The organism is Vibrio sp. R10-SG3-ISO10, from assembly GCF_059834185.1.
This window is the reverse complement of record NZ_JCBDHG010000025.1, coordinates 109,811-130,127: the sequence shown is the minus strand read 5'-3', so window position 1 is coordinate 130,127 and position 20,317 is coordinate 109,811. Positions and strand designations below refer to the sequence as shown.

The following is a 20,317-nucleotide window of genomic DNA, read 5'->3' as shown; positions in this document are numbered from 1 at the left end:
CAACTCGCATTGTCGAACTAGGATCTGGTAGCTAGGAACTGCTAGCACATTTTGCTAATATCCTTGTCCACTTTAAGTAAAGGTAACCCATCCAACATGATGACTAATAGGAACTTATTCGAACAACTTCCTACTTTGGCGCAAGATCCAGCTCAGTTTGAGACACTTTATGCAGCTAAAGATTTTCGAACTCGCTTAATAGAAGCGATTCGTCAGGCAAGTAAACGAATCTACCTGGTTGCTCTTTATTTGGAGGATGATGAAGCAGGAAGAGAGATCTTAACTGAACTCTATGAAGCCAAACAGCGCAACCCTGGTCTAGAAATCAATGTATGTGTTGATTGGCATCGTGCTCAGCGCGGCTTAATCGGTGCGGAACCGGGCGAAACCAACGCCTCTATGTATAAGAGCTTTGCGGATAATTACGAGCATAGAATTCCTATCTATGGTGTTCCGGTTCGTGGACGTGAAGTATTCGGAGTTTTGCACTTAAAAGGCTTCATTATTGATGACCAAATTATCTACAGTGGTGCAAGCCTTAACAACATCTATCTCAACTACAAAGAACGTTATCGTTTCGACCGCTATCATGTGCTCAATAACAAAGCACTAGCTGATAGTATGGTCAACTTCGTTCAGAAAGAGATGATCGATCACCCTGCAGTTAATAATCTGGCTTGCTCAAATAAGCCAGAGACCAAAGAGATTAAAGCTCAGATTCGTCAATTGAGGGCTTCGCTCGCCAAGTCCTCTTATCAATTTGAGTCACAAGCAGTCTCTCAAGAGCAGGTTGCAGTAACGCCTATCGTCGGCGTGGGTAAAAAACGTAATAAGCTTAATCAAGGTATCAATCAGTTACTCGCACAAGCCAAAGATGAGATCTTCATCTGTACACCTTATTTCAACTTCCCGCGCAGCGTGGCTAAGGAAGTAAAAAAAGCGCTAAAGCGTGGTGTGAAAGTGACTATAGTGGTAGGTGATAAAACGGCGAATGACTTTTATATCTCACCTGAGGAAGAGTTTAAAACCATCGGTGGTCTACCCTACCTTTATGAACGTAATTTGCGTCAGTTTGCTAAGTCGAATGAGGCCAATATCGCCAGTCGCAAGCTTTCTATCCACTTATGGAAGCATGAAGAAAACAGCTTCCATCTAAAAGGCATTTGGGTAGACAAGCGTTACATGCTGATTACGGGTAATAACCTAAACCCGAGAGCATGGAGCTTGGACTTGGAAAACGCTCTCTTTATCCAAGATAACTTCCACCACCTTACACCTCAATTTGAAAAAGAGGTGGAGAATATTCTTCAGCATACTCAGTTCATTTGTACTTACAGACAGTTAGAGAAAGCAGAAGATTACCCTGATGCCGTACAGAAGCTGATGCGTAAGATTACTAGGGTGAGTGCAGATAGGGTGCTGAAGCAGATTTTGTAAATTTCAGGATAATAAAGAAGAATATGAAAAGAGCTCCAAATTTGGAGCTCTTTCTCTATCTAATGGATAATATCCACTTTCTCGTCTTTGGTGTCATGGAGCCTTTGCCAAACTAGATCACCAATACCATCTGTTGGATTAAAATCAGTCGGCGCTTCAAGCAATAGTTCTCTAATCTTATCATGCTCAAAGTTATGACAAGCCTTATCTAAGTTATCAATAACCTCTATATATTCATCCAAAGGAAGAAAACGTTCATTGGCTGTCATAATCCTTGGGTGAGCAGTTTCACCAACATTATCCCCAATAAGCAACTCTTCAAATAGCTTTTCACCTGGACGTAGGCCAGAGAACTCTATGGCAATATCACCGTATGGGTTATTGTCATCTTTCAGCTCTAATCCAGACAACTGAATCAAATTAACCGCGAGATCGGTGATTTTCACAGGTTCACCCATATCTAGTACGAATACATCACCACCTTTACCCATAGCTCCGGCCTGAATCACAAGTTGTGCTGCTTCAGGGATTGTCATGAAATAACGAATGATATCTGGGTGAGTTACTGTAATAGGGCCTCCACTTGCGATCTGCTTTTTGAACAAAGGGATAACCGAACCAGAAGAGCCTAAAACATTACCGAATCGAACCATACAAAAGCGGGTCCCAATCTCTCTAGCATTTTCCTGTTCTGCTAACGCCTGAAGGCCTAGCTCTGCCATACGTTTAGTCGTACCCATAACATTGGTGGGTCGCACAGCTTTATCCGTCGAAATCAAAACAAACGATTCAACTTGAGCTTCAATTGCCGCTTTCGCAGTGTAATAAGTCCCGAAGACATTATTGCGAACACCCTCAACAACATTATACTCAACTAAAGGCACATGTTTGTATGCAGCAGCATGGTAAACCGTTTGCACACCAAAACTCTTCATAGTTGTAGCGAGTCGATTTATGCGTTGTACAGAACCAAGTAGTGGAACAATGTCCACATTCAAACTCTCAGCTTCAACCAAGTTCGATAATTCTCGATCGATTTGGTACAAGCCGAACTCAGAAAGTTCAAATAGGACCAGAGCCTTCGGTTTCTGTCGAACTATTTGGCGACAAAGCTCTGAGCCAATCGACCCACCAGCCCCAGTGACCATGACCACCTTGCTTTTGATATTTGCTTCCATTAAAGCCTGTTGCGGTTCGACAGAATCACGTCCAAGCAAGTCTTCAATTGCAACGTCTTTCAACTCATCAATTTGAGCTTTTCCATCGACAATATCTTTCATGTCTGGAACAGTGAGAACTTCAGCAGAAAGATGAACTAAAGAGTCTAGTATCTCTTTACGGCGAGCCCTAGAAGCACTGGGAACAGCAAGTAAGATTTGGCTAACTGAGTGTTTCTCTATAAGCCTTTCCGCGCGGCTAATCCCCTTAACTTTAAGACCCATAATAATCGTATTGTATAAAGTTTTATCTTCATCAATAAAACCAACAACTTTATGAGTCTCCGAAGAACGTAAAGCAAGTGCTAACTGCCTTCCAGCAGCCCCTGCTCCGTATATCAGCACCCTTTTCATGCCTTTATCGTTGGCTTGTGAAACTAAAACCCTAACGACTAAACGAGTTCCACCGCATAGCAAACACAGAAATGCTCCGTATATTATAGGAACAGATCGAGGAACAGAAGCATCAAAGTAAAAAGCAAGTATAGCAACAGAAGCTGCTGATATTGCAGTCCCGAGACTAACAACAGCTAAAGCGTGAAAAGTTAAGTAGCGAAGAATTGCTCTATAAAGACCGAGCTTCGTAAATGAAAAAATCGTAATTACAAGGGTGCCTGCTAGTACATACTTGGTTAACATATCGTCCAATGGCTTGATATGACCGATTCTCGTCCAGTAAGCGGCATAAAACGAAGCAAAAATAAAGAAAACATCAATACTGATGCTGATCAGGCGTTTATAAAATCGAGGTAAGTTCCAAATCAAATCTAACTTAAACATGAAATCACCTACTCTTAAATAACCAGCGTCAGCATCATTGGAAAAAATACTTCAAATACTAGGATACGACTACTATCTAACTGCATCACCTCGCCCACTCCCATTAATTGTCATTAGAATGTATTTAAAATACTCTTTAACCGTTAGGGTATCTATCATCTTCCGATCAGTTTCCGCAAGTAGGCGAGGAGAAGACATATCTATGTTCTTTACTTGAGCTAAGCCAGTGACACCTGGCAATACAGAATACACATCCAGAGCTTCTCTCTCAGAAATAACTATTTCTTGATTAACTAAATTAGGCCGAGGTCCAACCAAACTCATATCACCTTTTAACACGTTAATCAGCTGCGGTAGCTCATCGATTTTAGTCCTGCGAAGCAAAGAGCCAAATTTCGTAATTGACGACTTGTCAGCTAAATGACTAGCAACGGATTTAGTTTCTAAGCCCATAGTGCGAAACTTAATGAGCTTAAATGTTTTTTTATCTCGACCAAGTCGTTCCTGTACAAAGATAGGAGAACCAGTATCGAAGAGGCCGAAAATGACAACCACCATCAGTAACGGCCACAAAAACAGGAGTCCGAAGAAAGCGATGAATCTATCTAAAACTTGAATCATGTGAATACAACCTAGTGTTAGTTTCTATTTTCTTGAAAAACCCTTTGCAGCGAGCTCAAACCCTTGTTCGATACTTTGAGGAGGCGCCCAATCTAACGTTTTCTTTGTATGCGATATATCAACACTTAAAGAACCAACTAAACGCTCTACCACTTCACTTTTGCCCAAAAACTTACCAATAATCTGATATAGCCATACAGGCACGGGGAACTGAAAACATTTTATCTTCAAAGCGGTAGACATACGTTCAATCATATCACTAGTCGACAAGTCATGATCGTCAGAAACCAAAAAGACTTGATTAGCTGCCTTGGGGTGTTCAACACACGTAACTATTAAATCAACTAAGTTTACAATAGATACTAAACTGCGCTTATTATTGGATATAGCAGAAAAAGGCAAAGGATAGCCTTTCGAAACTAAGTTCATTAGTGAAGCAAAGTTTGCCTTAACACCAGGCCCATAAATAAGAGGGGGGCGAATAATTACGACCTCTAGTCCAGTTTTACTACTTAGTTGTAACAGCAACTCTTCTGCTTCAGACTTTGACTGACCATAAAAGTCTCTTGGCGAACGTTCGTCTGCTTCAGTAAAGGGACCTTTCCCAGAAGTAGATTCTCCGTTTACCTTAACTGAGCTAATAAAAATAAAACGCTTGACCCTCTTTGCTGCAGCTTGCTTAGCTAGATTTAGTGTTCCAAAAGTATTTACTTCTCGGTATTCTTCCAATGCTTTTTCGGAACTATCTTTCATAACATGTACACGTGCAGCGCAATGTACAATGACATCAACTCCTTCAAGAGCCTTTGAATAGTCGCTTTTGCTATCAATAGACTGGTTGAAAAAATCATAACTAGGGTGTTTATTTTTATTTCGACTAATTAGACGTAAGTTAAGTTCTGGGTGACTGCTTACCAAACAAGAACCCAAAAAGCCATTTGAACCTGTAACCAAAATCATTTTAAAATATACCCTAAAAATTTTTCAGGGTACTTGGACAAAATACCAAACCAAGAGCATGTAATTCCATTACATTGGCAGGATTCAATAATTTCTTTGTTCAAGAGATAATTCGCCTTTAAACCCGATGTACTTAGCCCACCTAGTCTCATTTTGACAATCTCTTTTTCCAAATACTTATACTTACTGTTTGGTATATAAAAGGCACGCAATAAAAAATCAAAGTCTGCTGCGATTTTATAACTAATATTATAGTCACCCACTTTATCCAACATACGCCTAGTAATATAAAATGATGGATGAGCGGGCATAAAGCCTCGCGAAAATTTTTCCTTAATAAATTTTGCAGAAGAATAGTGTCTTTTCTTATTCAACAGGCCTTCATCATAAAAACCCACATCCCCATATATGCCATCGAAGCTTCCTATATTTTCTACAATACTCCCTATTACATCATCGTTAATAAAAACATCATCCGAGTTTAAAATTCCAACAAGGTCACCAGTAGAGGCCGCAATGCCTTTATTCATTGCATCATATAAACCATCATCCTTTTCAATGATGTGTTTTGATACTTTAGATGCATATCGTTTTACAATGGCATTAGTCTCATCTGAAGACCCTCCATCAACCACAATATACTCAATATTGTTATAGTTTTGCTCAGATACAGACCTAATAGTATCTTCTATGGTTCGTGCTGAGTTAAAGCAAACTGTAATTATCGTTACTTTCATGATACTCAATTTATAAGGCTAAGAAGATTTTCAACTTCTAAGTTCATTAAAGTTAAGTCTCCCTTAGTTTCCAAGTTTAGCCTTATCAATGGCTCTGTGTTGGAACTTCGAAGATTGAACCGCCACTCCCCCATATCTAAACTTATACCATCAGTGTAGTCGATTTCTTTGGCATAAGAAGAATAATGCTTCAAGACCTTATCAATAACAGATTGTGAATTTGCTACTTTTCTATTTATTTCACCCGGTGAAGGATACTTCAACATTCTATCTTTCACTGTCTCAGACAATCTTGAGCACTTAACGGATAAAAGCTCTGTTATCAGCAACCATGGAATCATTCCCGAATCACAATAAGAAAAGTCACGGAAATAATGATGTGCACTCATTTCTCCACCATAAACAGCATCTTCTTCGCGCATCTTTTCTTTAATAAAAGCATGCCCAGTTTTTGAAATAATAGGCGACCCATTGTTTGCTCTTACGATATCTATGGTATTCCATGTTAAACGCGGGTCATGTATTATTTTTGCACCTTTATGTTTTTGAAGAAATGCCTCAGCAAGCAATCCAACTATATAATAACCTTCAATGAAAACCCCGTTTTCATCAAAAATAAAGCACCTATCAAAATCACCATCCCAAGCAATTCCCATATCAGCTTTATAGTCAATTATAGCCTGCGCAGTATCATTTCTATTTTCTGGTAACAACGGGTTCGGTATACCATTGGGAAAATTGCCATCCGGTTCATGATGAATCTTGATAAAATCAATAGGGGTGCCAAGGGATTTAAAACGAGATTCTATTTCATCGACTACATGACCTGCTGCACCATTACCAGCATTAACCACAATTTTCATGGGTTTGATGTTGCTTGGTGTTATGTACGTCATAAGGTGATCGACATAATCTACTAGATTCGATCTTTTTCGTAATTGACCTCGAGAGCCTACTGCTGGGAACTGGTTTAACTCGGCCAACTTTTGGATTTCTCGTAAACCAGAATCACCACTTATAGGTTTGGAACCTTCTCGCACTAACTTCATACCATTATAGTCGATAGGGTTATGGCTAGCTGTAACTTCAACTCCACCATCAGCGCCTAAGTGCACCGTGGCGAAATAGACTTCCTCCGTCCCGGATAATCCAATATCAATAACATTGACACCTGAATCCATTAAGCCATTAGCCAGTGACATCTTTAATTCGTCAGAAGTGAGGCGAACATCACCACCAACCGTTACAGTTTTGCTTAAGTCGCCTTCTGGAGAAAGGAAAATCCCGAACGCACGACCTATTCGATAAGCAATATCAACATTTAGCTCTTCACCTAATCTGCCTCGAATGTCATATGCTTTAAAACAGGTGAGTTTATTCATATCAGTTGCCTTATCAATCCTCTATACGCCCGTAGCGATCTTCGAAGCGAACGATATCGTCCTCACCTAAATAGCTACCAGTCTGAACTTCAATCATTTCAAGTGGGATTTTACCTGGATTTTCAAGTGCGTGTATTGTCCCTAAGGGTATATATGTAGATTGATCTTCAGTAACTAAAAAAGTACTTTCGCCATTAGTCACTTTTGCAGTCCCTGAGACAACAATCCAGTGCTCTGAGCGGTGATGGTGCATCTGAATAGATAGTTTCTCACCTGGCTTCACGGTAATTCGCTTTACTTGGTCTCGCTCTCCAAAGTCAATTGAATCATATTTACCCCAAGGTCTATAGACTTCTCGATGAACTAAATACTCATTCCTGTTATTTGTTTTCAACTTACCCACTATAGATTTTACGTGCTGCACTTGTGACTTATCTGCTACTAGAACCGCATCTTTAGTTTCAACAACAATTAGATTTTCTACACCTAATGTTGCTACCAGTTTATTAGTGGAGTGCAAGTAATTATTACTTGAATCGACAGAAATAATATCACCAATACAAACATTATTATCGTCATTTTTATCCGAAACATCCCATAATGCAGACCATGATCCAATATCACTCCACCCCGCATCCATAGGCACTACGGTTGCATGCTGAGTCTTCTCCATTACTGCATAGTCAATTGAATCATCAGGACAACGTTCAAATGCAGATCGATCAACTCGCACAAAATCCATATCAGAAGTAGACATTGCAAGAGCTTCTTCACAAGCCTCTATTATTTCAGGCCGATATTTCTTCAGCTCGGATAAGTAGACAGAAGCTCGAAACATAAACATCCCGCTATTCCAAAAAAAATCTTTAGATTCTAAATAGGATGTTGCCGTCGCTAAATTAGGTTTCTCTACAAAACAATCAACACTAAAGCCTAAACTATCACCTTCTAACTTCTTACCGGCTTTGATATAGCCATATCCTGTTTCGGGAGCTGTCGGTACAATACCAAAAGTGACCAGTTGTTTACTTTTTGCAAATTCCATAGCGCTATTGATAGCACTTTCAAAATTTTCGACATCTTCAATTAGGTGGTCTGCAGCAAGAATTAGCAAAATAGGATCATCAACTTCACTGTTTTTTAGTGCTCTTAGTGCAGCTAAAGCGATTGCAGGGGCTGTATTCCGACCCACGGGTTCTAAAATTATTCCCGAATGAGTCCCTCCCCCAAGTCGAACTTGCTCTGCGGCAATGAAACGGTGTTCTTCATTGCAAACTAGCATTGGAGGTATATGTTCAATATTAGAAAGGCGATGGAGTGTTTGTTGTAACATCGACAATTCATTTTTGATTGTTAAAAATTGCTTCGGATATAATTCACGAGACAAGGGCCATAGTCTACTACCATTTCCACCTGCCATAATTATTGGATAAATCATTTAAATATCACTATTTTTCGATATCATAAATAAAACTAAAAGATATTAGTTATAAAAATATATGCACTAAAAATGTTCAATAAGGTAAGAAATATTAATTGATATCTTAGGAACATATTCCAGTTAAACTGCAATCTTTCAACACTAGCTAAATAATATTATTGGAGCTTATAACCTGATCATATTCTGATTTTTCAAATACCAATCATAAGTTCTCCGCAGCCCTTCTTCTAAACTTATAGAAGAGTTCCAGCCAAGCGCTGATAGCCTAGAGGTGTCCATTAGCTTTCTAGGTGTTCCGTCTGGTTTAGAAGTATCAAACTCAATCTTACCTTCAAATCCAACAGTTCTTGCAACGGTTCTAACTAATTCCTTGATAGTGCAATCAATTCCCGAACCAACATTGATATGACTAACCATTGGCTGGCTATTCTCTCGATATAAACTTTCAGGCAGTTCCATTACATGAATACATGCAGACGCCATATCATCAACATGTAAGAACTCTCGTTTAGGCGAGCCAGTCCCCCATGCAATAACCTTAGGCTGCCCAGCTAACTTAGCTTCATGAAAGCGTCGAATCAATGCAGGAATAACATGGGAGTTTTCAGGGTGAAAGTTATCATTCTCACCATACAAGTTAGTAGGCATAACTGAGCGATAGTTTCGACCATACTGACGATTATACGACTCACACATTTTAATACCCGCTATCTTAGCGATTGCATATGGCTCGTTTGTTGATTCTAATCTCCCTGTTAGCAAAGCTTCCTCAGCCATAGGCTGCTTTGCCAACTTAGGGTAGATACAGGATGAGCCTAAGAAGAGTAAATCGTCTACCCCGGCTAAATGGGCAGAATGAATGATATTGTTCTGAATTGTTATATTTTGGTATAAAAACTCAGCAGGGTAAGTATTATTAGCTACGATACCACCAACTTTCGCGGCGGCTAAATATACCTGGTCAATATCATTTTTGTTGAAAAACTCTTCCACAGCAGAATAATTCAAAAGATCTAACTCACCTCTAGAACGAGTGACAATTTTTACGTCTTGCCTTTTTGATAGCTGTCTGACTATCGCCGAACCAACCATTCCGTTGTGACCAGCAATGAATACCCTCTTTAATGAAGTTGACATAATAGTTAATTCTCTAACGATATTGATACATCAAACCCATTGTCCTTTAAAAGAGCATGCTGTTTAGCTTTTTCGAAATCATGACGAACCATCTCTACGCACATTTCTTCTACAGTTATCTCAGGTTCCCACCCTAGTTTAAGTTTTGCCTTAGCTGGATCTCCTAGCAACGTCTCCACTTCAGCTGGACGGAAATACCTAGGGTCAACACGAACGACAACATCACCAACTTTTAAAGCCTTGGCTTTTTCACCTTCTATGGACTTAACTGTAGCAACCTCATCTATACCTTCTCCCGAAAACTCGAGTTCAATACCCAATTCTTTAGCTGCCATACGCACAAAATCTCGAACAGAGATCTGTTTACCAGTAGCTATAACAAAATCTTCCGCAGTTTCTTGCTGTAACATCATCCATTGCATTCGAACATAATCTCTTGCATGTCCCCAGTCCCTAAGAGCATCTAAGTTACCAAGATACAGACATTTTTCTAGTCCTTGCGATATGTTAGCAATCGCTCGAGTGATTTTTCTAGTTACAAACGTTTCACCTCGTCGAGGAGATTCGTGGTTAAATAAAATTCCGTTGCAAGCATACATGCCGTACGACTCTCGATAGTTTACCACTATCCAGTATGCGTACATCTTGGCAACAGCATAAGGTGACCTAGGGTGAAAAGGAGTAGTTTCACGTTGAGGAATTTCCTGTACTTCACCATATAATTCGGAAGTCGAAGCTTGATAGAATTTCGTTTTCTTTTCCAAACCTAAAAAACGAATCGCTTCTAGCAAACGAAGCGTCCCAATAGCATCTACATCAGCCGTATATTCTGGACACTCGAAAGAGACTGCAACATGCGATTGAGCGCCTAAATTGTACACTTCATCAGGTTGCACTTCTTTCAAAATACGCGTTAAGTTGGAAGTGTCAGTTAGGTCTCCGTAGTGAAGGAAAAAGTTTGGGCTTTCTTCATGTCTGTCTTGGTAAATATGGTCGACACGCTCCGTATTAAAAGAAGAAGAGCGTCGTTTGATTCCATGAACTTCGTATCCTTTTTCAAGCAAAAGTTCAGCTAAATATGAACCATCCTGCCCAGTAACACCTGTAATTAACGCTTTTCTCATACAAATCTCTTTATAAATCACTATACGTAAGACAAATCATCTACCACAGACGTTGTCCTTCAAAACTAAAACCGATTATAATTCAATTGATCCGACTGATCAAAATCGAGAGCCCCTCCTAAATGTAGACTTTAATTGTCTTCATGAGCCTCTTGGTTGCCAGCCCCTTTTCGTATTACTCTATCTCTCTTGAATACTGCAGGATTTCCCTGATAAATACTGAAGATTTCTAAATCTGTAGTTGCCACACTACCAGCAGTTAGAACACTATGACTATGACAAGTGACACCAGGACAAACAATAGCTTTAGTCCCTATCCACACACCACTTTCGATATGCACATCGCTAACGATTAAATCGAAACTCGTCAACTTGTAATTGTGACTGCCAGTCAAGATATATACCCCTTGAGAGAGGCATACATTACTTCCAATAGAAACCTTTGACAGATTGTCAATCCAGACGCCTTCTCCAACCCAAGTAAAGTCTCCGAGGGTCAAAAACCAAGGGTATTTGATAGTAACTCGTGGTTTGAGAACAACTCCCTTTCCTACCTTGGCTCCAAACAACCTCAATACCTGACATTTAGCCTTAGATGAAAATGGTAATGCAGTGTTAAACACCAATGCATTAACAAGATACCAAATAGTTCTTTTAGCTATACTCCCCGGCGAATACTCAGTATTTTTATACTTTCCCAATTCAACTTGATTCATGAGCTTTTGCATCCATAAGTATTCGATAATTGACTAACATTTTAGCTGCTTGATCTTCCCAAGAGAAATCTTTAATAATCTCTCTCGCATTATCCGATTTAATTTGATGCGATTCATGACTATCCGATAGCGCTTCTCTAACTGCGGATGTGATATTCTCTTGAGTCAGTTCTACCCACCAACCAGCTTTCTTTTGGTTGAGGATGCTCCAAGGGGTGCCTTTCGTTGTGATTACAGGCAAACCGTATGTCAAGGCTTCAGCTATTGCCATCCCGAAATTTTCAGTTCTAGTAGGTAAAATAAACAATGATGCAATTGAGAATATCGTGTGTTTTTGAAGACCATCAAGCTGCCCGAACCAATGTGACTTACAATCATACGTTAGACTTGAAATATAATCCTCATCTTCGCCACCCCCAACAATTAGTAGTTCCGCCTCAGGATATTGAGACTGAACTTCATTCATTGCCTGCATAGCATAATGTAAACCCTTGTTGTGCACGATTCGACTTAAAAAAAGAATATAAGTCTTAGATTCCTGATAACCAAAGTTATTTAAAAGTTCCGTATCGAGCCGTTCAAAACAAGGCATATCCACCCCATTTGGGACTAAAGCTGTTTGAGCACAGATACCAATGTCGTTCAAAGCATCTAGTTCACCTTGCTCAGTAATGTGAACAAGAGCGGCACTCTCCAACATTTTTCTTTGGAACATGGTGAGAGCCAGCCTTTTAACTATGCGACTTTGTTTCAACGCCCAAGGATACATTGTTCCTCGGAGAGAAACGACTAGAGGCAATTCATACTTCTGAGATAAGCGGTAGCCAACATAGCTTGGATAAGTCCAAATAGTATGCACATGAATTAGGCATGAAGAATCTAGCTCCTTTTCTATTGCAGACACTAAGCCACGTGCATACTTGATTTTTCTGGGTCCGGTGAGTGCTACCTTAACAACCTTCAAATCTGTATATGACTCGAGAACTGAGTTTGTCTCTTCACCAGAACACTGAACTGTGAAAATAACATTTTCAATACCAGTTTTATTCAAGTAATGAACTAGAGTTGGAACAGACCTAGCGGGACCACCAAAACTTACATCGAGGTTTTCAACTATATGTATGATTTTAATTGTGTCGCTCCTTTTGAAAGAGTTGCATCAACCAGAATGCTAGATACATTACCAACAACGGATAAACATGGACAATCATTCTATTCGCACTATCACCTGGCCCCAGTCTATATGGTATTCTTGTAGCTACAACTAAATAGACGAAAAGCAAAAAAATACCACTGGTAATCAATATAGGTAGGAACTGTTTAATAGGTTTGGTATTAAACATGAGATAAAAAGTTAAAGCGAGTGCATAAACCCATGTAATTCCCCAACCGCCAGAAATTAGCAGATTTTGAATAATATGAAGTAGAGATAATAACATATGCCCTGGCATCACTATGATCATGATTAAACACATAACAACCAATAGAATAAGGATGAGCTGCGAAAAATTACTAAATAGCTTATTAATCAAGTTGAAACGAAGCGAGTAAGCTAGTAGCGAGCTGATTGCGAAAAAAGCTATAACCATGAGTATGTGCTTCGGTTCGAGTAAGTCATGCTCTTCAGGAATATAGAAATATAATCTTGAGTACCAAAACAAGAAGATGAAGCAGTAGGTAAGCAAGTATGCTCTAGAGTCTCTCCATGATAATCTACAGGAAGAACACATAGCACAAAGCAAGAAAAAGCCGACAATTGGAGTTTCAATTCTCAACAACCCTATAGCCATAATAGCTATAAAAGAATACAAAATGTATGTTTTATCTTTATAAAGGTCGTAGTTTATCCAGGAAACAACAAATATCAAAAAAAACAAGGCACTGATCATCGCTGTATGTACAACGAAGAAATGATAGATAAATAAATTGGAAGCAGCCAACAAGGATACTGTGGAGAGTATAAATAGTTTTCTTTTGTTTTCAAAAAAACCAAAAGCCTTATAAAAACTATGCAAGCTATACACAAAAAACGCGACTAAGTTTATAGATATAATTTGATGATAATCTGAAAGTATATAATCATCACTAATTAATGTGACGCTGTGAATAGAGGCTAGAAACACTCCCCACATACTTAATACTACGCTACCAAATTCAAAATCGCCGTTTGCTAAATTTTTGCTGAAATGGACGATCCAAAAAGAATCGGCTGACATAATAATAATGTTTGCCTTAGATAAAACCCAAAGAGAGGACAGTATAAAAACAATCGAAGAGACAAGCATTTTGATGTCTACTTTTGAAACAGTAAAGTAAGCAAAATATAAAGTTAAAACAAAAGAAGACAACAAACTACAATAAACTAAGTTGCCACCACGATAAAATGATAAGATAAGTGAAAAGATAAGAGCATACAACAAACTTCCTACAGCGAGTGATGTAAGGTGTATATATTTCTTGTCCAACTTAGGAGCAAAATATAAGCTAAAAAAATAGCCCTTCAAGTAAAGAAGCAGTATAAAAGTAGAGCTAATCATACCGAACCCCCTCTAAACTAAAACTACTCAATATTATTCGAAAATTTTTATATGACATAAAGTATATCGAGTTTGACTTTTCATAATTAGAAAATTTTTCTTCAAAGTAATAGCCGCCACTTTTGATCAAACTATCTTTTAGAGCATAATATTCAGAATCAGTGAGAATGTTGTTGTATTGTTCATTTATAGAAAATCTTTTTATATTAACATATTTAAAATCATTAGAGTCGATAGGGAAGGAGTTTGAAATATAGATATTTTTATCTGAAAAGTATTCTAGCGAAAATAATGACATGATCTTTCCTTTCGAAAAATAACCACCAACGAACTCATTATCAATTACCGCCAACCCAGCCATAGATGAGGTATCTCGACTATCATAATTGTTGGTTAATATCTTATATGTAGAGACTAAACCAACTTGTATGAGGATAAACAGAAAAAATGTATAGTAGATGAACTTTCGATTACTTAAAAATAAAAAACACAAAACAGCTACTAAAGTAAATGGTAGCATTAAGTAAAACGGATTTTGTATCTGTAAAAGAATGTCGTTAAATTCAGATTTCATTTAAGACCATTTTTCTATATAAAATAAACAATATAAAACTTTCTAAAAACAAGACGGCGCCTGTTGAAAATGCTGCTCCTAGGATACCCCAAACATTAATTAGATATATATTTAGAATTATATTAGTTATAACACCAACAATCACCACACACGAATAAATATCCGGCCTTCCTATTTGATTCATAATACCAATAAAAGGGCGATACCAACTAGACAATGCATGAAAACCAATCAACATTGTATAAACTTTCCAACTATCTTCAATAACATCTTGATCCATTCCAAATATATGTATAAAAGCCGGCTTATAAATAAAAACAGAAGATGCTAACAATAGTAAGACAAAAGGTATGTATTTGCTTCTTACATCAGACACTGTGCTATCAATCTGAGATATTTCCCTTTTGTGAAAAAAACTGCCAACTAGAGGATCGACATTGTTGCGCAGCACGTTATAAACCTGCTGAAACCCCTCGGCAATCATCGATGCGAAGCTATACACACCAACGGCTTTATAGTCTAGAAGAACGCCTATGGCTATGGCATCTACTCTGGTATTAAGTTCAGAAAAAATCCCTCCCCACATACCTTGAAATCCATGACTTAAGTGACGACGCATCCAAGCGACGTCAGGAGCTTTGAATAAGTAGACACGAGAAAAAGAGAAACTAGTTAACAACAAAAACAAGATTAATTCAGTTAGTGTCAATACAACTGTCAAATAATTAACATTAAAAGAAAAAATTAAGAACAAACAAACTAGAGACAAGAGAACAACATATCTCATTGAATTAAAAAAAGAATACTCTTTTATTTTATTTAACCCGTTAAGAGACATCAAAATTATCTTATTAAGAGCAAAAAAAATAACCGCAGGTAAAACTAATATTATCGTTCTATCGAGAAATGCAAAAGTATATTTTTTTTCTAGAATGAAGATTACACATGCTATTACACAAACAAAAACTAAGCTAAACAAAAAGCTCAATACCAAGGCAGACATCAAAGATACAGACGCCACTTTATAGTTACCTATCAGCGTCGAATGATGTTTCAAAACAGAATGCTGAAGACCAAGGGCTGAAATCTGAGAAAAGATAATAAGTATAGACAAAGCGAAATTAAACTTACCCAGAGTGTCTATTCCATACCCAGTGGTGATTAATATATTAACCAAAACACCACTGACACCTAAAGTAAAAAAGCCGATGTAACTCAAAAAAATGTTGTTCTTTGTAATCTTCATCGTTTCTTCTTTAGATTTAGTAATATTCGTTCTTGGTTAACCCTTATTCTAACCAACATCCCCATCGCTAAACCGACCAAAAACAGCGCTAATGAGATAATTAAAGAAAAACCTGAAATATATCCAGCAAATAAATAACCGCTAAATTGACCTGTACTAATATAATGATCAAAAAAAACGACGCCAAAGGATAAAGAAATAAACAGCAATACCAAAGAGAAAATTCCAAAAAAACGCATCGGGTAGTAATCTCTATAGACTGTGAATATTATACTAGATGTTCTAAGCATATAATTGAATATACTACCAGCTACTCTAGATTCTCTGTCTGGATAGTACTTTACGACTATAGGGACTTCAACAATAGTAAACTCTTTGTAGGTAAGATCTAAGAAGGTTTCTTGAGTATAAGTAAACTTTCCATGCAAGTTGAGATTAAGAAGAACTTCTCGTGAATAGGCTCTAAAACCACAAGAAACATCATGAAAATTTTTGCGACAAAGGTGACTAATTAATTTTGACATAGCAATGTTGCCATACTTTTTGACTAGAGGCATATTTAAGGGAGTATAGCTATCGTCAACAAATCTCGAGGCAGTCACCATGTCCGCTTGTTTGTTAACTATTGGCTCTATGATTTTTGGTATATCATTCGCGTCAAATTGGTTATCTGCATCAATATTTACCATTACATCAAAGTCATTATCGATGGCATAGGTATAAGCAGATTGAAGGGCAACACCTACTCCCTTGTTAACTATATGAGATACAACCTTAGCACCATTATCTTTTGCGACGTTCACGGTATTATCTTGAGAGCCATCATCAACCACCAATACTTGAATTTTTTCTATTCCATTAATTTTATCTGGAATGTTATTAATAACAGTGGCAAGGGCTTTCTCTTCATTTAGACAAGGTATAGCTACTAGTAATTTCACAACTATTTCCTTACCTTACATAACAAAATGGTCCAAGGTAAAGGTCTCCTTACTTCGATAACGTCAAAGTAGTTAGAGACCAGCGAGATAAATGAACGAGATGACCAATGCTGAATATGATCTGGAGTATTACCGAACCCACTCCAATACTTTCCCCTAGCCATATTCATGAGTCTCCAGATAGGCTCTCTTGGAACGGAAAGGATAATATACTCTTTAGTAATGGATTGAAGGTTCTCCAACGCCAAAGAAGGTTTTTCCAAGTGTTCGAGTACTTCGCAGCACATTACAATATCTGAAGCGTCTTTTTCTTCTAGTTCGTAAATACTACCCAAAATAAAATCAATATCCATCCCATATTGAAGGGAGTTATTCCTAGCAACTTCAAGACTTTCTTCCCTAATATCTGTCCCCTTAACTTTATAACCTTTTTGGTATATTAAGCCACTAAGCTGCCCCTCACCACAACCTATTTCATGCACTTCGGAAAACCCTGTCGTATACTCCAGCAAATCAACGATTGTTGACATAAACCTATTTACGAGGTGCCGTGCTATTGGGTTTTTTGATTGATACTTATCGGCTGAGTACTTGCCTGTAAATATTGTAGTTTTCATAAATCCTCAATATAACTTTTTAATATTGTCTATGGCTTGAATAGCATCATCAAATGACACATCAATCATTTGTAAATATTCTCTAATTGAATCCCATCGAGGCATGTTCTCTTGATGAGAAAGACGTAAAGCCTTTTCTCTAGTCAAGTGCCCGTCTCGAATCTGGTTACTTCGAAAAGTATCATTCTCAGAAAACCCAGTAACAGTGTGATATATGTAGTTATAAAAAGGTGCAGTTCCATCACCAATTCGCCAAGTTGTTGAAGTATCCTGAGCTATCTCCCAATCGTACTTGCCAAGTAACTCTGAGTTCAAATCATCTTCATTCCATTCAATGTAGTCAAACAGATATAGATAGTCTTGCTTAATAAAATAGAATGATATGTAAGCCCATAGGGTATCGTAAATGGAGCGGTTTATATAGCGAGGATTACATAGATAGTTTCTACCGTAATAGGAGGCTAAACGCATTTTGTTAGTCAGGCCTATGTTATAAATCTTACCGTCAAGTCTCTCTATCGGCGCTGCGCCTGCAAAGCCTGACTTAAAGTTTGTTTTTTCGAAATGATTCTGGGAGAAGACCATTAGCTTAATGCCCGTTTGCTCCATTGTTTTGTTTGCATACCAAAAAAACTGCTTGTCGCCGGCCATAAAAAGCGGGATCATCCCTAAATCAGGCTTATTTAACCATGCCTTTACGTTTTGTTGAATGTTTTTACGTTTAGACTTGATATCGGCAGATACCCATAAGTGCTCAACTCCTAACTGACCACACATTCGAGCTTGATTTCTACGCGCAATATCAGTAACCATACCCCAATCATACGTATATGCAACTGGATTCATTCCGAATTCATTCTTCATTAAGTGAAGGCCATAACTACTGTCTCTTCCTCCACTAAATGCAACTAGACAATCTGCCTCACCGTTATCACTCCTGTGCTGGTCCAAGACAATTTCTAGCTTATCGCGACCAAGCAACTCTTTAGGCTTGTGAGCTCGACAAAAATTACACACTCCTTCACTATCAAACGTGATAAAAGGCATTGTTTCTGGAAGAATGCACCTTGTGCAACGGCGAAGAGATTTCCGCCTCAACTCGTCTTTTTCAAACTTGTCTTCAATTTTTTTTTGCCTAGATAGTAATGGCGCTATATTTATACTTTGGTAATTCCCTTCAATACTAAATGTTTCAGTTTCCAATGTAGAAAGCTTAACTAACATCATATTGCCTGATTTTAGTTGATGTACCTGATTACGCACTTCACCAGAAACATTAACTATTGGGTTGTTTCCTCGAATTGCATTTTCAGCTAGATATTTTTCGGAAAGAAAAGCCATTTTAGTATCTGACTGAATAGTAAAAATAGAGCCAGTGTTTGTTGCTAGAACCATTAAATCCAGATCACTGAATAAAACAGCGATAGACGCTTCACCCTTTATAGAATTAAAACATTTCCTTACTGACTCTACAATATCATAGCCATCTTCACGATATTTATGGATGAGAGAAGGAAACAGTTCAGAGTCAACTTGACTATTTTTATCAATTCCTTGAGTACTTTCCCATATTTCTTTTTCATTTGTAATAATGCCGTTGTGAACAACGACCAAGCCATTCTTCTTAATCGGCTGGTTATTCTTGTCTATTGTTTGAATTCCGTTTGTAACAAGACGAGTATGGCCTATTAGACGTATAGAAGATTCAGCCATAGCACGGTCGACATTTCGACCAATAAAATCTTTATATGCTGGAGTTAGCAACATTCTTGAAGCTGACACAGAATCTTTATATACATCTATCAGGTCACCAGATTCCACCGCTATACCTGCAGCTTCGCGTCCTCGTCTCTCAGACAAATAGAATAGACGACTGATATCACTTAATGTTGACTTCTTATCGGAAGGGTTATTATCTACTAAACCAAAAATTCCACACATAAGTGGCTCCTCTAAACAGGTAAATTCCTAATTGTGGACGTCCCACTTACTAAACTAAAATTGCCATTATTCATTTCTTGTAAATGATACGCAAGTAAAACACTAAAAATAAGATTCATGGGATAGGCTTCCGTAAATATTATAGTGAAGGAAAACAACCCATAAACCAAAGCAAATACAGATAATGACTCATTTTTTCTAATGAACGAGTAAAAAACCATAATAATGTAGAGAACTAAAAATAAAACTGTTCCAATCAACCCCAAGTTAACAGGTAGCGCACCCCAAAATGAATCTGATGGGACAGGTGGTATCATGTAATTGGGGAAAATATCGCTTATAATAAAATATGTATTAGTTGAACTTCCAAAATTACTTGACAAAATATCTATACTTTCAATATTCCTTAATAAAAACTCAATCCTACTACCTAAAGAAACTGTTATACTATCACCTATATATATAGAGAGAAGACCAAAGAAAGATAATAATATGATAATCAGAGAAATAGACAACACTCGCGCATTATGATAAAAAACAATAAAAAAGCTGATAATTAAAAAGACCAAAATAGCTGTTTTAGAAAATGCCAACAAGAGACTTAATGGAGTTACAATCAAAGCAATACTACGAAAGATACCACGACCAAAGTAATAATTAACCATAAAGGCACTTATCACGAAAAAACCAAGAGTAGTGGGCATCGAGAAAAAACCGGTAGTCCTTCTAGCTAAGCCAAAAAATCCGATTCCATAATAGCTTCCCATATGAAACAATTGAAATAGTTGTAATAGAAAGCATAGCATCAATAACATAGATAATATTTTAGCTAAAACACCAATCGTCATCCTGTCAAGCATTCCATATAGAGTTACCACAAGAATGAACGGAAGAAACCACCTTAAACCA

The 20,317-nt window shown here is 37.7% G+C and carries 18 protein-coding genes; 1 reads left to right on the top strand and 17 read right to left on the bottom strand.

What is annotated here, in order from left to right; all coding sequences use genetic code 11:
* Positions 1–96 precede the first annotated feature (96 nt).
* Entirely contained in the window at positions 97–1,437 is a 1,341-nt protein-coding gene (pssA, locus tag AC6R16_RS21510; protein ID WP_500675690.1) for a CDP-diacylglycerol--serine O-phosphatidyltransferase, read from the top strand.
* Positions 1,438–1,496: 59 nt separating this feature from the next.
* Here the strand turns inward: pssA and AC6R16_RS21505 are convergent, their stop codons facing one another.
* From AC6R16_RS21505 to AC6R16_RS21425, 17 genes are all read right to left on the bottom strand, one after another.
* On the bottom strand, positions 1,497–3,434 hold the full coding sequence (locus AC6R16_RS21505) for a polysaccharide biosynthesis protein (protein WP_500675689.1): 1,938 nt from the start codon (positions 3,432–3,434) through the stop codon (positions 1,497–1,499).
* A gap of 72 nt (positions 3,435–3,506) precedes the next feature.
* Complete coding sequence (locus AC6R16_RS21500) at positions 3,507–4,055, bottom strand: sugar transferase (RefSeq protein ID WP_500675688.1); 549 nt, start codon at positions 4,053–4,055, stop codon at positions 3,507–3,509.
* A gap of 24 nt (positions 4,056–4,079) precedes the next feature.
* Entirely contained in the window at positions 4,080–5,015 is a 936-nt protein-coding gene (locus AC6R16_RS21495; protein WP_500675687.1) for a UDP-glucose 4-epimerase family protein, read from the bottom strand.
* The gene (locus AC6R16_RS21490; RefSeq protein WP_500675686.1) at positions 5,012–5,752 is read right to left on the bottom strand and encodes a glycosyltransferase family 2 protein; all 741 of its coding nucleotides are present in this window, start codon (positions 5,750–5,752) and stop codon (positions 5,012–5,014) included. Before AC6R16_RS21490 ends, AC6R16_RS21495 begins: the two co-directional genes overlap by 4 nt.
* Before the next feature lie 5 nt (positions 5,753–5,757).
* Positions 5,758–7,134, bottom strand: a complete 1,377-nt coding sequence (locus tag AC6R16_RS21485; RefSeq protein WP_500675685.1) for a phosphohexomutase domain-containing protein — start codon at positions 7,132–7,134, stop codon at positions 5,758–5,760.
* Positions 7,135–7,147: 13 nt separating this feature from the next.
* A complete protein-coding gene (locus tag AC6R16_RS21480) occupies positions 7,148–8,572 on the bottom strand; it encodes a mannose-1-phosphate guanylyltransferase/mannose-6-phosphate isomerase (RefSeq protein WP_500675684.1) in 1,425 nt (474 codons plus the stop codon).
* A gap of 168 nt (positions 8,573–8,740) precedes the next feature.
* On the bottom strand, positions 8,741–9,712 hold the full coding sequence (gene fcl / locus AC6R16_RS21475) for a GDP-L-fucose synthase (protein WP_500675683.1): 972 nt from the start codon (positions 9,710–9,712) through the stop codon (positions 8,741–8,743).
* 5 nt (positions 9,713–9,717) lie between these two features.
* Complete coding sequence (gene gmd / locus AC6R16_RS21470; protein WP_500675682.1) at positions 9,718–10,836, bottom strand: GDP-mannose 4,6-dehydratase; 1,119 nt, start codon at positions 10,834–10,836, stop codon at positions 9,718–9,720.
* Between the two features lie 131 nt (positions 10,837–10,967).
* The gene (locus tag AC6R16_RS21465) at positions 10,968–11,552 is read right to left on the bottom strand and encodes a WcaF family extracellular polysaccharide biosynthesis acetyltransferase (RefSeq protein WP_500675681.1); all 585 of its coding nucleotides are present in this window, start codon (positions 11,550–11,552) and stop codon (positions 10,968–10,970) included.
* Positions 11,539–12,669 carry a glycosyltransferase gene (locus AC6R16_RS21460; RefSeq protein ID WP_500675739.1) on the bottom strand — a complete coding sequence of 377 codons (1,131 nt, stop codon included), beginning with the start codon at positions 12,667–12,669 and terminating at the stop codon, positions 11,539–11,541. Before AC6R16_RS21460 ends, AC6R16_RS21465 begins: the two co-directional genes overlap by 14 nt.
* 10 nt (positions 12,670–12,679) lie before the next feature.
* The gene (locus AC6R16_RS21455) at positions 12,680–14,089 is read right to left on the bottom strand and encodes a hypothetical protein (RefSeq protein ID WP_500675680.1); all 1,410 of its coding nucleotides are present in this window, start codon (positions 14,087–14,089) and stop codon (positions 12,680–12,682) included.
* On the bottom strand, positions 14,082–14,663 hold the full coding sequence (locus AC6R16_RS21450) for a hypothetical protein (protein ID WP_500675679.1): 582 nt from the start codon (positions 14,661–14,663) through the stop codon (positions 14,082–14,084). The genes AC6R16_RS21455 and AC6R16_RS21450 overlap by 8 nt, the downstream gene beginning before the upstream one ends.
* Positions 14,653–15,909, bottom strand: a complete 1,257-nt coding sequence (locus AC6R16_RS21445; protein WP_500675678.1) for an oligosaccharide flippase family protein — start codon at positions 15,907–15,909, stop codon at positions 14,653–14,655. Before AC6R16_RS21445 ends, AC6R16_RS21450 begins: the two co-directional genes overlap by 11 nt.
* Complete coding sequence (locus AC6R16_RS21440; RefSeq protein ID WP_500675677.1) at positions 15,906–16,850, bottom strand: glycosyltransferase family 2 protein; 945 nt, start codon at positions 16,848–16,850, stop codon at positions 15,906–15,908. The genes AC6R16_RS21445 and AC6R16_RS21440 overlap by 4 nt, the downstream gene beginning before the upstream one ends.
* Positions 16,851–16,852: 2 nt before the next feature.
* Positions 16,853–17,467: a class I SAM-dependent methyltransferase gene (locus AC6R16_RS21435; protein WP_500675676.1), complete on the bottom strand. Its 615-nt coding sequence runs from the start codon at positions 17,465–17,467 to the stop codon at positions 16,853–16,855.
* Positions 17,468–17,473: 6 nt separating this feature from the next.
* Positions 17,474–19,408 carry a hypothetical protein gene (locus AC6R16_RS21430; protein ID WP_500675675.1) on the bottom strand — a complete coding sequence of 645 codons (1,935 nt, stop codon included), beginning with the start codon at positions 19,406–19,408 and terminating at the stop codon, positions 17,474–17,476.
* A gap of 11 nt (positions 19,409–19,419) precedes the next feature.
* Positions 19,420–20,256: a hypothetical protein gene (locus AC6R16_RS21425; RefSeq protein WP_500675674.1), complete on the bottom strand. Its 837-nt coding sequence runs from the start codon at positions 20,254–20,256 to the stop codon at positions 19,420–19,422.
* Positions 20,257–20,317 lie beyond the last annotated feature (61 nt).

What these genes read in the sequence shown, in the direction of transcription:
- pssA (WP_500675690.1), top strand. Translation starts at nt 97, where the DNA reads ATGATGACTAATAGGAACTTATTCGAACAACTTCCTACTTTGGCGCAA.
- AC6R16_RS21505 (WP_500675689.1), bottom strand. Translation starts at nt 3,434, where the DNA reads ATGTTTAAGTTAGATTTGATTTGGAACTTACCTCGATTTTATAAACGC.
- AC6R16_RS21500 (WP_500675688.1), bottom strand. Translation starts at nt 4,055, where the DNA reads ATGATTCAAGTTTTAGATAGATTCATCGCTTTCTTCGGACTCCTGTTT.
- AC6R16_RS21495 (WP_500675687.1), bottom strand. Translation starts at nt 5,015, where the DNA reads ATGATTTTGGTTACAGGTTCAAATGGCTTTTTGGGTTCTTGTTTGGTA.
- AC6R16_RS21490 (WP_500675686.1), bottom strand. Translation starts at nt 5,752, where the DNA reads ATGAAAGTAACGATAATTACAGTTTGCTTTAACTCAGCACGAACCATA.
- AC6R16_RS21485 (WP_500675685.1), bottom strand. Translation starts at nt 7,134, where the DNA reads ATGAATAAACTCACCTGTTTTAAAGCATATGACATTCGAGGCAGATTA.
- AC6R16_RS21480 (WP_500675684.1), bottom strand. Translation starts at nt 8,572, where the DNA reads ATGATTTATCCAATAATTATGGCAGGTGGAAATGGTAGTAGACTATGG.
- fcl (WP_500675683.1), bottom strand. Translation starts at nt 9,712, where the DNA reads ATGTCAACTTCATTAAAGAGGGTATTCATTGCTGGTCACAACGGAATG.
- gmd (WP_500675682.1), bottom strand. Translation starts at nt 10,836, where the DNA reads ATGAGAAAAGCGTTAATTACAGGTGTTACTGGGCAGGATGGTTCATAT.
- AC6R16_RS21465 (WP_500675681.1), bottom strand. Translation starts at nt 11,552, where the DNA reads ATGAATCAAGTTGAATTGGGAAAGTATAAAAATACTGAGTATTCGCCG.
- AC6R16_RS21455 (WP_500675680.1), bottom strand. Translation starts at nt 14,089, where the DNA reads ATGATTAGCTCTACTTTTATACTGCTTCTTTACTTGAAGGGCTATTTT.
- AC6R16_RS21450 (WP_500675679.1), bottom strand. Translation starts at nt 14,663, where the DNA reads ATGAAATCTGAATTTAACGACATTCTTTTACAGATACAAAATCCGTTT.
- AC6R16_RS21445 (WP_500675678.1), bottom strand. Translation starts at nt 15,909, where the DNA reads ATGAAGATTACAAAGAACAACATTTTTTTGAGTTACATCGGCTTTTTT.
- AC6R16_RS21435 (WP_500675676.1), bottom strand. Translation starts at nt 17,467, where the DNA reads ATGAAAACTACAATATTTACAGGCAAGTACTCAGCCGATAAGTATCAA.
- AC6R16_RS21430 (WP_500675675.1), bottom strand. Translation starts at nt 19,408, where the DNA reads ATGTGTGGAATTTTTGGTTTAGTAGATAATAACCCTTCCGATAAGAAG.
- AC6R16_RS21425 (WP_500675674.1), bottom strand. Translation starts at nt 20,256, where the DNA reads ATGACGATTGGTGTTTTAGCTAAAATATTATCTATGTTATTGATGCTA.